The sequence below is a fragment of the Streptomyces xylophagus genome (genome assembly GCF_000716435.1).
Lineage (GTDB): Bacteria > Actinomycetota > Actinomycetes > Streptomycetales > Streptomycetaceae > Streptomyces > Streptomyces xylophagus.
Window position 1 is genome coordinate 335147 of sequence record NZ_JNWO01000005.1, and the last position, 12600, is coordinate 347746.

Consider the following 12600-nt stretch of genomic DNA (forward strand, 5'->3'; position numbering starts at 1 on the left):
GCGGATCCTTCATTTCCGCAGGTCATGGCCTCGGTCGGCCATTTTGGAGTACGACCCGGGCCTTGCCGCAAGCCCCCCGCTGCGCTATACCTTGGGTGTGGCAAGGAGCGGACGAGCTCCTTGCCATCGCTGTTTTCCGAGTACTTCTCCGCCGTCCCGATTCCTGGTGGTCGGGCCGCCGAGGGTGTCGTCAACCCCCCTGCGCGGACCCGACTGACCCCCGTACGGACACGGGGGGTGCCGCCATGGTCGCGACCGGTCACCGATTCGTACGTTTGCTCAGGTCAGCCCGTTGCCTGAGAGAGCCGGAGACCGGACATGTCCCAGCCCACCGCAGTCGTCGGCGCACATGATCCAGGTGATGCCGTCGCGCCCCCGGGAAGCGAGTTCGCGCCCCTCCTGCGCACGGTCAAGGGCCGCGGCCTACTGGAGCGGCGACAGGCCTGGTACGTACTCTGTATCTCCGTCAACGCCCTCGCGCTGGCCGGCATCGTCACCGGCATCGTCCTGATCGGCGACTCCTGGTCGACCCTGCTCCTGGCCCCGTTGCTGGCCGTCTTCGGTGCCCGGACAGCCTTCATAGGCCATGACGCCGGCCACTCCCAGATCGCGGGCGACAAGGCCGTCAACCGCCTCGTCGGACTGATCCACGGCAACCTGCTGCTGGGGATGAGCTACTCCTGGTGGAACGACAAGCACAACCGCCACCACGCCAACCCCAACCACATCGACAAGGACCCGGACGTCGTCGCCGACGTCCTCGTCTTCACCGGTGAGCAGGCCAAGTTCCGTACAGGCTTCCGGCGTTGGCTCACCCGCAACCAGGCGTGGCTCTTCTTCCCGCTCACCCTGCTCGAAGGCATCGCCCTCAAGGTGCACGGTTTTCAGGATCTGCGTCGGCAACCCCGCCGTGAGCGGGTCGTCGAGGGCGTCCTCCTGGTGAGCCATGTCGTGGCCTACGGGACGCTGCTGCTGACCTCGATGTCCCCAGGGAAGGCACTCGCGTTCGCCGCGCTGCACCAGGCCCAGTTCGGCCTGCACCTCGGTCTTGCCTTCGCGCCCAACCACAAGGGCATGGAGATGCCGGATCCGAACGGCGAGCGATGGGGCCATCTCCGTCGCCAGGTGCTCACCTCGCGGAACATCCGCGGCGGTGCCCTGACCGACTGGTTCCTCGGCGGCCTCAACTACCAGATCGAACACCACCTCTTTCCGAGCATGCCGCGGCCCAATCTGCGGCTCGCTCAGCCGCTGGTGCGCGCCCACTGTCAGGATGTGGGTATCCCCTTCGTGGAGACCGGCCTCGTCGACTCCTACCGGCAGGCCCTTCACCACCTCCACGAGGTGGGGGAGCCGCTGAGGAGGGAGTGGACGGAGTGATGACGGAGTGGCCGACGGTCGGGTACCAGTAGGGGAAGCGCCTCAGGGATGTCTCAGGGTCGCGATCCGGAACCGTGGGAAGCGCGGACCCGTTTTCAGTTCAGAGAGCGGCTGCGGCCGCGGAGGAGGCGACATATGTCGAAGAACGCGAAGATCGCCGTAGGAGGTGTGGCGGTCGGACTGATCCTGTTGATCTGGCTGCCCTGGTGGGTCTCATTCCTGATCGTCGTGGGAGTGCCGACGGCCGCATATCTCACGCTCGACCCGTCCCAGCGGCGTCGGCTGCGCCGTGTCGCGGGCAAGGAGATCGGCCGCTGACGCAGCGAGACCCCACTGGGTTCCCGCCCGGCGCACAGGAGCAGAGCACAGCACCGTCCGCGGGACTGCCGACGACAGTCCTGCGGACGGCGCCCGGTTGAGGGCGGTGACGTTCGGCCTGGGGTGCGCCTCGTCCGTACGGGAAGTTGTCGTCCACGCGCGCGTGTGTGTGCCGCCGCCCGGCTCACCACCGACCTGGACGAGCGCCGACGTCGACCCGGGCGAGCGACGCTCCGCCCGTCCCGCCGACGTCCGGAGCCGCGCCCAACGGCTCAACTCGGCCGTACGGCAAGCTTGTCGAGTGCCTCCAGTAGGCCGGGCAGTTCGGGGCCCCGACCGACCGGCAGTACTTCGCCGGGCTCGTCGTCGAGCAGGACGAACGCGATGTCGTCGGTGCGGGCCACCATCGACCAACCGGGGCCGTCGGCACGCAGCGTGCGTGCCTCACCCGGTGCGAAGGACGACCTGACGCGCCCCAGGGGCGGCGGGGTGTCCACGTACGCGCGGAGCTCCGTCAGTACCCGCCGGACCCCGCTGTGGCCCGCCTGGGTGCCTTCCTCGGCGCTGTCCGACGTGTCGTCGTCCGACGACGCCACGTCCGTCTCGGCGGCCGTGTCCGCAGCGTCGTCGGAGGTGGCCTTGTCGGAGGTGGCCTTGTCCGCCTTCGACGCGTCGCCCGCGCCGTCGTCCTGAGCCGGGAAGGCCGAGTCGTCGATCTGCTCCCGCCACAGGGCCCACTGCAGTGCGATCTCGTCGGCACCCAGACGTCGCTGCGCCGGACCCCAGGTCGTGGTGTCCGGGGGAGCCAGCGGCGGCCCGTCCACGAGCTCGGGGTCCGGATCGTGCGGCGCGGGCACGTTCGGCGCCGCGACGGCGACCGCGAGCGGCCAGCCCGGCAGGGCGGCGACCACCGTGCGCTCGCTCGGCGACAGGTCGTACTCCATGCCGCAGTCCCAGGACGCGATGGCGACCGCGACCAGCGACACGTCGTCGATGACGACCGTCCACCGCGCACCGTCGCCGTCCTGGCCGAGCACCAGGCCGTACCCGTCGGCGAGCGGCGCCATACCGAGCGCCGCACAGGCCTCCGAATAGTCGTCGCCCAGCACGCTCGGGAACTTCGCCGGCGTCAGCAGCACCGCCGTGAGCACATAAAGCGCATCGTCCTCGGCGGCGACGGCCTCTTCATCCGTGTCGGCCATCCCAGCCTCCCCATCGTTCGTCCAACCGCGCGCACCCTAGTGTGCGCGGAAGCCGCTTGTCACGACTCCCAAGTACACCCGGAGCTGCAGTTTTCCGGCTGGACGGGGCGAAATGACCACCGGTAACCCGAAGTGTCAGGCCACAGGGAGCCCAAGAAGTGCCCGGGCCACCGTCCGCGGCGACTCGTCCCGCTCCCTGGCGAGCGCCACGACGGCCCGGCACGCCAGCTCGCTGACCCCGAAGGACAGCGCCTCCGGCGACACCCAGCCCGTGGCCTCGTCGATCCGGTCCTGGTCGTCCTCCGCGCGGGCCGAGACGTAGACGGCCGCGGCCTCGAACAGATTGTGCGGGCGCCGTGCCGGGCCGCTGCTGGCCTTCGCGCGCGCGGAGGTGCGAAGTCTGGCGAAGGTCTTGCGGGGCCTGCCGAACATGCTGACCACCTTCCCCCTGCGTGGTTTTCTGTCGCCGACCGTCCATCTACTCCTACCCAACCTGGAGTTGGAGTTGCGGCGTCATCAGGGGAACGGTTCGGTGAAGTGTGCCTCGCAGACGTGGGTCAGCTGTCTAGCGAGTCCAACGTGGCGCGCAGCCAGGTCAGTTCGGCCCGGGTCGTGGCCCGTGCGATGGTGAGGATCCCGCGCCGGAAGGGGTCGTCAAGTTCCTCGGCGTGCAGCGGCCGGTCACCGTCGTAGAAGAAGCTCGCGGGCTCCTCCAGGAAGGCCAGTCGGCGCTGTAGTACGGCCGCCTGGGCCGTGGGGTCGTCGAGGTGTCTGAGGAAGGCGAGGACCGTGAACCAGCGGTTCTCGTCGGTGATGTTGCGTTGGGGCGGCTCCGTGAGCCGGCGGCGCAGTTCGTGCCTGCCCTCTTCGGTGAGCGTCAGGACGTGACGCGGGGCGGCGACCGCGCCGGGTTCGGTGGTCCGTGCCAGAAGCTCCGCCTTCTCCAGTCGCTTGATCGCGGGGTACAGCGTGCTCTCGGCGACGGGCCGCACGTGACCCGCGAGCGCGGTGATGCGTTTGCGCAGCTCATAGCCGTGCAGGGGGGCGTCGTAGAGGAAACCGAGGATGGCGAGCTCCAGCATGCCCGCATTCTGTCGCATCGGCGGTGTACATCGCCCTTCGCATACCTCGTCTTGGCTATACATCGGTTGCGAGGTATCTTCCTGGGGATGCTGATTGCGGGAACGGTGCCAAGGAGGGCGCGATGAAGCAGGCCGAGTTCGACGGCAAGGGGAGCTGCATCCGCTGGACGGAGGCGCCGGGTGCACAACCCGCGCGCGTCTATGTGCATGGGCTGGGGTCCGTGTCGACGGTGTACCACGCGCACATCGCGGCCCGCCCTGAACTCGCGGGCCGGCGCAGTCTGTTCGTCGACCTGCCCGGGCATGGCATCAGCGACCGGCCCGAAGACTTCGGCTACACGCTTGAGGACCATGCCGACGCGCTGGCGGCCGTTCTGGATGCGGCGAGTGTCACCCGTGCCGAGTTGATCGCGCACAGCATGGGCGGTGCCGTCGCCGTCGTGCTCGCCCACCGTCGCCCCGAACTCGTCTCCCGGCTGGTCCTCACGGAGGCCAACCTGGACGCCTTTCCGCCGGCCACGGTGGGCAGCAGTGGAATCGCCTCCTACGGGGAGGACGAATTCGTCGACGGCGGGTACGCGCGCGTGCTGGAGAAGGTCGGCCCCCTGTGGGCGGCGACCATGCGACTGGCCGACCCGCGAGCCCTGCACCGTACCGCCGTCGGGCTCCGGCACGGATCCGATCCGGTGATGCGCACGATCCTCGAAGGGCTCGCGATCGACCGCGTGTGTCTCCAGGGCGAGTTGAGTGGTGAACTTCCCGGCGGCGAAGGCCTGGAAGCGGCAGGCGTGCGCGTGGTGACCGTGCCCGGTGCCGGGCACAACGTCATGTTCGACAACCCCGACGCCTTCGCGGCGGCGGTCGCGGGAGGCGTGTGACCCGCGCGCGGGCTCAGCCCTCGCGCACGGCCAGCGCGAGGAAGCGGGCGTCCTCGTCGGCGTACGACGTCATGCGCCACCCCGAACCGGCCAGCAGCGGACGGAGATTGGGCTCCGCGCGCAGGTCGTCCGGAGTGATCCGCCGTCCCTGACGGGCCGCGAGCGCCGCCCGGCCGATCGGGTGGAACAGGGCCAGCGTGCCGCCGGGGCGCACCACACGTGCCAACTCCCGCAGGTTCGCCTCCGGTTGGGGCAGGTGCGCGATCAGGCCTGCCGCGAACACGGCGTCGAGCGACTCCGACCGCAGCGGCAGCGCGGCGACGTCGGCGAGCAGCAGGTGCCCCTCACGGCCGCGTCCGGCCCGTACGGCGGCCTCCAGCATCGCCGGAGTCAGATCGGCCCCGACCACCACTCCCGACGGCCCCACGGCCGCACGGAGCGGCGGCAGCGCACGCCCCGTCCCGCACCCCGCGTCGAGCACACGGTCCCCCGAGAGCAGGCCGAGTTCGGCGACCGCGGCGGCGTAGGCGGGGCCGTCGTCCGGGAAGCGGCTGTCCCAGTCGGCCGCCCGTGCGCCGAAGAACTCCTGGACATGTGTGTGGTCGTCGCTCATGTTCCGCATGATCCCTCACCGACACGGATGACGCTTCGGCGCACACGTTCGAGCGTGACGTGGTCGTTCACGTACCTCTCTGCGTCATATTGCAACACCTTTCGAAATGCGCCCCCTTTGTGCGCCCATGCCCCCACTAGCGTCCCCTGGTCATGGGACACCTGGACCACGCCACCTTCGGCTGGCTGACACCCGTGCTGTCATACGTGATGGCCTGTATGGGCGCCGCACTCGGGCTGCGCTGCACCGTCCGCGCGCTCGGCGCCACCGGCCGCTCGCGCCGCAACTGGCTCATCACCGCGGCCTCGGCGCTCGGCACCGGCATCTGGACCATGCACTTCGTGGCGATGCTCGGCTTCGGCGTCAGCGGCACCGACATCCGCTACGACGTGCCACTGACCATGCTCAGCCTCCTCGTCGCCATGGTCGTCGTCTGCGCGGGCGTCTTCGCGGTCGGCTACGGCCGCGACCGGGCCCGCGCGCTCTTCCTCGGCGGCCTCACCACCGGACTGGGCGTCGCGAGCATGCACTACCTGGGCATGGCGGCGATGCGGCTCCACGGAGACGTGAGCTACGACCCGATGCTCGTCGGACTCTCCGTGCTCATCGCTGTCGTCGCCGCGACGGCGGCCCTGTGGGCGGCCCTCAACATCAAGTCGCCCGTCGCGGTCACCGCCGCCTCCCTCGTCATGGGGGCGGCCGTCAGCAGCATGCACTACACCGGCATGTTCGCGGTGCGCGTGCACGTCACGCCGTCAGGGGCGGTCCTGCCCGGGGCCACGGCGATGCAGTTCATCTTCCCCCTCGCCGTCGGCCTCGGGTCCTACCTGTTCCTGACCTCGGCGTTCGTCGCGCTGTCGCCCACGACAGGAGAACGCGAGGCAACCGCCTCGGCCCAGCGGCCGCTCGAGAGCGTCGCCCGCTAGCCCGGCCCGCGCAGCCCGCCCCTGAGAACCACACTTCCGAGCGAGGAGGCCATGCGTACCCCCCGTAGGACCCCGACAGCCGGCGCCGAGACGCCGCCCGTGCGCGGTCGTCGCGCGCACGCCGGACCACCCGCCGACGAACTCTTCGACGAGCCCCTCGACGCCCCGCCGGACGACATGCCCCCGCGCGCGGGACGATGGCGGATACGCCCCCGCACCGTACGAGCCAAGATCGTCTGCCTCCTGATGGTGCCGGTCGTCTCCCTGCTCGCCCTGTGGGCGTACGCCACCGTCAGCACCGCCCAGGACGTCGCCCGGCTACGACAGTTGCAGCGCGTGGACTCCGAGGTGCGCAGCCCCGTCGCGGCGGCCGTCGCCGCGCTACAGGCCGAGCGGTCGGCCGCGGTGAGCTATGCGGCCGACCCCGAGGCGGAGCCGAGCGGAGACCTGAAGAAGCTGGCGGCGACCACGGACCGGGCCGTCGCCCGGTTGCGGCTCGGCAACGACAACACGGTCGCCGACAGCGAAGAACTGCCGGCCGGAGTCGCCCTACGACTGAAGACCTTCGTCACCGGAGCCGAGCAACTGCGGTCACTGCGAGCCGATGTGCTCGGGCACCGCGCGGGATGGGACGAGACGTACGGGCAGTACACGAAGACCATCTCGACGGCCTTCGCCGTGGGCGGGGCGCTCACCGGAATCCAGGACGCCGACCTCGGATCCGACGCGCGCGTGCTGCTCGAGTTCTCCCGGGCCGGGGAATCACTGTCCCAGGAGGACGCGGTACTCGCCGCCGCCCGACTCGACGGCCGACTCGACGGGGAGCGACTGAGGCTGTTCACCGGCGCCGTCGACACCCGCCGCACCCTCACCGACTCCGCCGTCGAGGATCTGAGCGGCTCCGAACGCGCCGCCTGGCAGAACCTCGCCGACACCAGCGCCTACGCCACGGTCGGCGCCGTCGAGGACAGGGTCCTCGCCACCAACTCGGCCTCCCGGGCGATCGCGGCCGCTCCGGAAACCATCTGGAACAACGCGCACGCACGCGTGCAGGACGGCATGCGCACCATCGAGGAGGACGCGGGCAGCGGCGTCGCGGACCGCGCCGATCCGTTCGCCCGCGGGCTGCTCACCGCCGCCGGAGCCGCGGTCCTGCTCGGCCTCGCGGCCGTCATCGCGTCGCTCGTCATCTCGGTGCGCATCGGACGCGGTCTCGTCGTCGAGTTGGTGAGTCTGCGCAACGACGCCTTGGGGATCGCCCGCCACAAACTCCCTGAGGCCATGCGGAGGTTGCGCGCGGGGGAGGAGATCGACATCAGGGCGGAGGCCCCGCCCGGGCCGCCCGCCGAGGACGAGACGGGACAGGTCGCCGAGGCCCTGGGCACCGTGCACCGAGCCGCCCTGCGCGCCGCCGTCGAACGCGCCGAACTCGCCAGCGGCATCTCCGGGGTCTTCGTCAACCTCGCCCGCCGCAGCCAGGTCCTGGTGCACCGTCAACTCAGCCTGCTGGACAGCATGGAGCGCCGCTCCGAGGACCCGAACGAACTGAGCGACCTGTTCCGCCTCGACCACCTGACCACCCGTATGCGACGGCACGCCGAGAGCCTGATCATCCTCTCCGGAGCGGCACCCGGCCGGGCCTGGCGCATGCCGGTCTCCCTGACCAACGTCGTCCGCGCCGCCGTCTCCGAGGTCGAGGACTACGCGCGCGTGGAGGTACGCCAACTCCCCGAGGCGGCTGTCGTCGGCGCGGCCGTCGCCGACCTCACGCATCTGCTCGCCGAGATCGTGGAGAACGCAGCCCAGTTCTCGCCGCCGCACACACGCGTGCGTGTCTCCGGCGAACCCGTCGGCAACGGCTACGCCGTCGAGGTCGAGGACCGGGGCCTGGGCATGGGCAAGGAGTCCCTGGGAGAGGCCAACCGCCGCATCGAGCAGTCCGAGGCCCTCGACCTCTTCGACAGCGACCGGCTGGGCCTCTTCGTGGTCAGCAGGCTCGCCGCCCGCCACGGCATCAAGGTGCACCTGAGGACCTCGCCCTACGGCGGTACGACAGCGGTCGTCCTGCTGCCGACGACGCTGCTGCACGGCGGTGCTGCCGAACGCACGCCGCGCGCGGCCGTGGAGGACGGAGAGCGGGCCGTGGAACGCGAGTACGCGCGTGTGCCCACCGCCGCCCAGCACCAGGAGTCCGTCCCGGCCTCGGCCGACCGGCCCGCCCTGGCGGCCGCCGCACGGGCCGCGGCGGAACCGGTGAACGACACCCCGCCTCCCGGAGTCACCACCTTGCGCCTGCACCGTCCTCCCGAGGACACCGAAAAATCCGAGGACAGCGACGACCTGCCACGCCGCGTACGCCAGGCGAACCTCGCTCCCCAACTCCGCGAACAGCCCGCAGCGGAACGGGAACCGGCGCCGGCCCCACGCCACGAACACCGCACACCGGAGGTCGTACGGGACCGGATGGCGGCCTACCGCGAAGGCTGGACGCGCGGCGGCGGCAGGCACCCGGGACGCGGTGCCACCCCAGGCCCCGCAACGGGCAGCGACAGCAGCGAAGGAGACCCCGCATGATCCAGGACCCGAGCATGAGGGCCGCCCAGCGGTCCGGCGAACTCGACTGGCTGCTGGACGACTTGGTGCTGCGCGTGAGCGAAGTGCGGCATGCCGTGGTGCTGTCCAACGACGGCCTCGCCATCGGCGCGTCCACCGACCTCGAACGCGAGGACGCGGAACACCTCGCCGCGGTCGCCTCCGGATTCCACAGCCTGGCCAAGGGCGCGGGGCGGCACTTCGGCGCCGGTGGAGTGCGGCAGACCATGGTGGAGATGGACGACGGGTTCCTCTTCGTGGCCGCCGCAGGGGACGGCTCCTGCCTCGCCGTCCTCACCGCCGTGACCGCCGACATAGGCCTGGTGGCGTACGAGATGGCACGGCTCGTCAAGCGCGTGGGCGAGCACCTCTACACGCCGCCGCGCGTCGGTGCGCGGCCGCCCGTCGCCGGATGAGGCGAGAGTGGGGTCCGCTCAGATGACCGAGGACATGACCGGCGCCCCGCACGAGCCGGGCAGCCAGTGGTACGACCAGGAAGCCGGGCCTCTCGTCCGCCCCTACGCCATGACGGGCGGACGTACCAAACCAGGCCCTACAGGGGTGCGTTTCGACCTGATCGCGCTCGTCACGCTGGATGTGGGCGCACCCGACTTCGACGACGACACCGGGCTCGGACCGGAGCACCGGGCCCTCATCGACCTGTGCCGCACGGAAACGCAGTCCGTCGCCGAACTCGCCGCCGGAGCGGACCTCCCCCTGGGGGTGGTCAGGGTGCTCCTCGGCGACCTCCTGGAGCTCGGCTGCGTCACCGTCAGCCGTCCGGTACCGCCCGCGCAGCTGCCCGACGAGCGGATTCTGCGCGAGGTGATCGAGGGACTTCGGGCACTGTGATGAAACTTCAGAACCACTCGAACGCCTACGACACCGACTTGTGCACCCTTTCGCACACCGAACGGGTGCGAGGCGGTCACATCGGACAAATAGTGGTCCAACCTCCCCGGTTGAGGCCGCACTTGCCAAGATGCGTACCTACGGACGTCGAGCGTTGCCGGCACTCCCGAGAGAAGTGATCGATGGTCTCCGAGCACTCCGATGCCGAAGGCGGCGAGACGACCGCCCTGGCGTTGAAGATCCTGGTCGCCGGCGGATTCGGCGTGGGCAAGACCACCATGGTGGGCGCGGTCAGCGAGATCAGGCCGCTGCGCACCGAGGAACTGCTCAGCGAGGCCGGCCAGTTGGTGGACGACACCGACGGCGTGGACCAGAAGGTCACGACGACCGTCGCCATGGACTTCGGCCGCATCACCATCAGGTCAGGCCTCTCCCTCTACCTGTTCGGCACACCGGGCCAGGACCGCTTCTGGTTCCTGTGGGACGAACTGTCGCAGGGCGCCCTCGGGGCCGTGGTCCTCGCGGACACCCGGCGACTGGAGGACTGCTTCCCCGCGGTCGACTACTTCGAGCACCGGCACATCCCGTTCGTGGTGGCCGTCAACTGCTTCGCGGGCGCCCGCAGTTACGGCGCCCGCGACGTCTCCCGCGCACTGGACCTCGACCCGGGAACACCGGTGGTCCTCTGCGACGCCCGTGACCGCGACTCGGGGAAGGAGGTGCTGATCCGACTCGTCGAGTACGCCGGGCGGATGCACACCGCCCGCATGCTCGACTCGGTGGGCTGACAGGGCATCTCACTCCGAAATGCCCTTCTGCGCCAGGACCTTCTCGATCCTGACGCGGACGAGGAGTTCCCCCGGCACCCCGTTGCGGGCACCGAACTCCTCGGCGCGTTCCTCGCCCATGTACCGGGCCCCGATCCGGGCGGCCCAGTACCGGAGTTCGCCCGGCTCCTCCGACAACTCGGCGCGCCCCTGCAACACCACGAAGTCGAACGGCGGCCGATCGTCGTCCACGCAGAGGGCGACTCGCCCATCACGGGCCAGATTGCGCCCTTTTACGGTGTCCTTCGCGGTGTTGAACACCACGTCGTCCCCGTCGAGCAGAAACCAGATCGGCGCCACATGTGGGCTCCCATCGGCGCGAACGGTCGACAGCTTGCCGGTGCGCGTACCGTGCGAGACGAACGCCCGCCACTCCTCGTCGGTCATCTTCTGTGCCATGCCCCTATCCTCCTTGCCCGGGCGAGGGAGGTGGTGAAGGCTGACGGGAGATCCTCCGGCCAGGGGGAGACGCGACACGGGGAGGCCGGAACATGGCGCAGAACCAGGGACTGAGCTGGCTGCTGGACGATCTGACCGAACGCGTCGAGCACGTACGACACGCTCTCGTCCTGTCCAACGACGGACTCGTGACGGGTGCGAGCACGGGACTGCGCCGCGAGGACGCGGAACATCTCGCCGCCGTCTCGTCCGGACTGCACAGCCTGGCCAAGGGCTCGGGACGCCACTTCGGCGCGGGCGGGGTGCGGCAGACGATGATCGAGTTCGACGATGCCGTCCTGTTCGTCACCGCCGCGGGCAGCGGCAGTTGTCTGTGCGTCCTCAGCGGCGCGGAGGCGGACATCGGCCAGATCGCCTACGAGATGACGCTCCTCGTCAACCGCGTCGGCGAGCACCTCGGCGTGGACGCCCGACAGCCCGAGCGAACCCCCGTCACAGAGCTCTGACCTGCGAATTCGTCAGCTTCCGCGGAGTTATCCACAGGCCTGCCACGAGATCCGCCGATCCGGCTACGGTTTGTTCATCGCGAGCGCACACAGCGTGAGCAGCAGACTCCGCGGGGGAGATTGACAATGGCAGGCAACACCATCACCAAACCGTCCGACGTCTCGTGCACGCCGAGTCGCGCGGCACGAGAACTGGGGCTCAAGCGAGGCGAGTTCGACCTCGCGGTACACCTCGGACGCATCCGCACCGTGCCTGACGAAGGGGGCGGCGGTCGGCGCGTCGCCCGCACCGAGATCGACCGACTGCGCTCGGCGGACCGGTTCCCCGAAACACTCCTGGAAAGTGTCAGGACCGTGGGCACCACGGACGGCGCGGCCCTCATGGAGATCACCTCCGCCAGGTTCACCCGCTTCGCCCGGCTGGGACTCGTGGTGCCGGTGAAGTTCTACCTCAACCGCTACCGGGCCGTGGTCTGGCTCTATCTGGCCGAAGAACTACGGCAGTTCGCCACCGACAAGAACCACACCTCGCTGCTGAACGGCCGCACGCCGGAGGGACTGCGGGACCAATTGCAAGCGGGCCTGGATCTACGGCCCCGCAACTGGCGCGGACGCCATCTGGGATTCCTGCTGCGCGAGGCCGACGGCCCGTGGGAGCGCGCCGGAGCCCTGGCCGCCCTGCTCGACCCCGTCCAGATCGCCGAAATCGTCCAGGACCCCTACGAGCGCGCCTACTTGAACAGGTTCCGGCCGGACCCGCCCGCCCATGGGGCTCCCGGCTCGCCCGCCGCCCACCTCGCCGAGCGAATCATGACGGCGGCCGACCCGGACGAGATCAGCTGGCTGCGGGCGGATCTGACCCAGGTGCTGGACGAGGCACGGCTTCACCGCCCCGCACCACGGCCCATCTCCGAACCGGCCGCACCGCCGCCGTCCCTGAGCCAGCAGCCGCACGAGCCGGCGCGGGAGCCCGAGCGATCACGCGGAGTGCTGGGTTGGCTGCGTCGCAGAAGCGCATGAGTCAC

At 70.2% G+C, this 12600-nt stretch carries 15 protein-coding genes; 10 read left to right on the plus strand and 5 right to left on the minus strand.

All coding sequences use genetic code 11. The features are described 5' to 3' along the window. Window positions 1-318 precede the first annotated feature (318 nt). Together OO70_RS12865 and OO70_RS12870 are read left to right on the plus strand one after the other, a co-directional pair. Window positions 319-1380 (plus strand): fatty acid desaturase family protein, encoded by a 1062-nt coding sequence (locus tag OO70_RS12865; protein WP_043668657.1) that lies wholly within the window; start codon window positions 319-321, stop codon window positions 1378-1380. 135 nt (window positions 1381-1515) lie between these two features. After that, the gene (locus OO70_RS12870; protein WP_043668661.1) at window positions 1516-1698 is read left to right on the plus strand and encodes a hypothetical protein; all 183 of its coding nucleotides are present in this window, start codon (window positions 1516-1518) and stop codon (window positions 1696-1698) included. Window positions 1699-1970: 272 nt separating this feature from the next. Here OO70_RS12870 and OO70_RS12875 read toward each other — a convergent pair whose 3' ends face one another. The 3 genes from OO70_RS12875 to OO70_RS12885 form a co-directional block, all read right to left on the minus strand. After that, complete coding sequence (locus OO70_RS12875) at window positions 1971-2900, minus strand: hypothetical protein (protein WP_043668664.1); 930 nt, start codon at window positions 2898-2900, stop codon at window positions 1971-1973. A 135-nt stretch (window positions 2901-3035) separates the two neighbouring features. Then, on the minus strand, window positions 3036-3332 hold the full coding sequence (locus tag OO70_RS12880; protein ID WP_043668667.1) for a hypothetical protein: 297 nt from the start codon (window positions 3330-3332) through the stop codon (window positions 3036-3038). A 125-nt stretch (window positions 3333-3457) separates the two neighbouring features. After that, entirely contained in the window at window positions 3458-3982 is a 525-nt protein-coding gene (locus OO70_RS12885) for a PadR family transcriptional regulator (RefSeq protein WP_043668671.1), read from the minus strand. Window positions 3983-4104: 122 nt separating this feature from the next. On the opposite strand from OO70_RS12885, the gene OO70_RS12890 reads away from it, so the two are divergent. After that, window positions 4105-4860, plus strand: coding sequence for an alpha/beta fold hydrolase (locus tag OO70_RS12890; protein ID WP_043668674.1), 756 nt, complete (start codon window positions 4105-4107; stop codon window positions 4858-4860). Window positions 4861-4873: 13 nt separating this feature from the next. On the opposite strand, the gene OO70_RS12895 is transcribed toward OO70_RS12890, so the two are convergent. After that, window positions 4874-5473 carry a class I SAM-dependent methyltransferase gene (locus OO70_RS12895; RefSeq protein ID WP_043669084.1) on the minus strand — a complete coding sequence of 200 codons (600 nt, stop codon included), beginning with the start codon at window positions 5471-5473 and terminating at the stop codon, window positions 4874-4876. Between the two features lie 152 nt (window positions 5474-5625). On the opposite strand from OO70_RS12895, the gene OO70_RS12900 reads away from it, so the two are divergent. From OO70_RS12900 to OO70_RS12920, 5 genes are all read left to right on the plus strand, one after another. Then, window positions 5626-6399, plus strand: a complete 774-nt coding sequence (locus tag OO70_RS12900) for an MHYT domain-containing protein (RefSeq protein WP_043668677.1) — start codon at window positions 5626-5628, stop codon at window positions 6397-6399. Window positions 6400-6450: 51 nt separating this feature from the next. Then, a complete protein-coding gene (locus OO70_RS12905; RefSeq protein ID WP_043668680.1) occupies window positions 6451-8973 on the plus strand; it encodes a sensor histidine kinase in 2523 nt (840 codons plus the stop codon). Next, window positions 8970-9407 (plus strand): roadblock/LC7 domain-containing protein, encoded by a 438-nt coding sequence (locus tag OO70_RS12910; RefSeq protein WP_043668683.1) that lies wholly within the window; start codon window positions 8970-8972, stop codon window positions 9405-9407. Before OO70_RS12905 ends, OO70_RS12910 begins: the two co-directional genes overlap by 4 nt. A 22-nt stretch (window positions 9408-9429) precedes the next feature. Then, a complete protein-coding gene (locus OO70_RS12915; protein WP_043668685.1) occupies window positions 9430-9843 on the plus strand; it encodes a DUF742 domain-containing protein in 414 nt (137 codons plus the stop codon). Between the two features lie 182 nt (window positions 9844-10025). Beyond that, the gene (locus OO70_RS12920; protein WP_043668688.1) at window positions 10026-10631 is read left to right on the plus strand and encodes a GTP-binding protein; all 606 of its coding nucleotides are present in this window, start codon (window positions 10026-10028) and stop codon (window positions 10629-10631) included. A gap of 9 nt (window positions 10632-10640) precedes the next feature. Here OO70_RS12920 and OO70_RS12925 read toward each other — a convergent pair whose 3' ends face one another. Then, window positions 10641-11069 (minus strand): PPOX class F420-dependent oxidoreductase, encoded by a 429-nt coding sequence (locus OO70_RS12925; protein WP_043668690.1) that lies wholly within the window; start codon window positions 11067-11069, stop codon window positions 10641-10643. 92 nt (window positions 11070-11161) lie between these two features. Here OO70_RS12925 and OO70_RS12930 point away from each other — a divergent pair, with 92 nt between their 5' ends. Both OO70_RS12930 and OO70_RS12935 read left to right on the plus strand, forming a co-directional pair. Then, entirely contained in the window at window positions 11162-11575 is a 414-nt protein-coding gene (locus tag OO70_RS12930; protein ID WP_043668693.1) for a roadblock/LC7 domain-containing protein, read from the plus strand. A 126-nt stretch (window positions 11576-11701) separates the two neighbouring features. Then, entirely contained in the window at window positions 11702-12595 is an 894-nt protein-coding gene (locus tag OO70_RS12935; RefSeq protein ID WP_043668696.1) for a DUF6397 family protein, read from the plus strand. Window positions 12596-12600 lie beyond the last annotated feature (5 nt).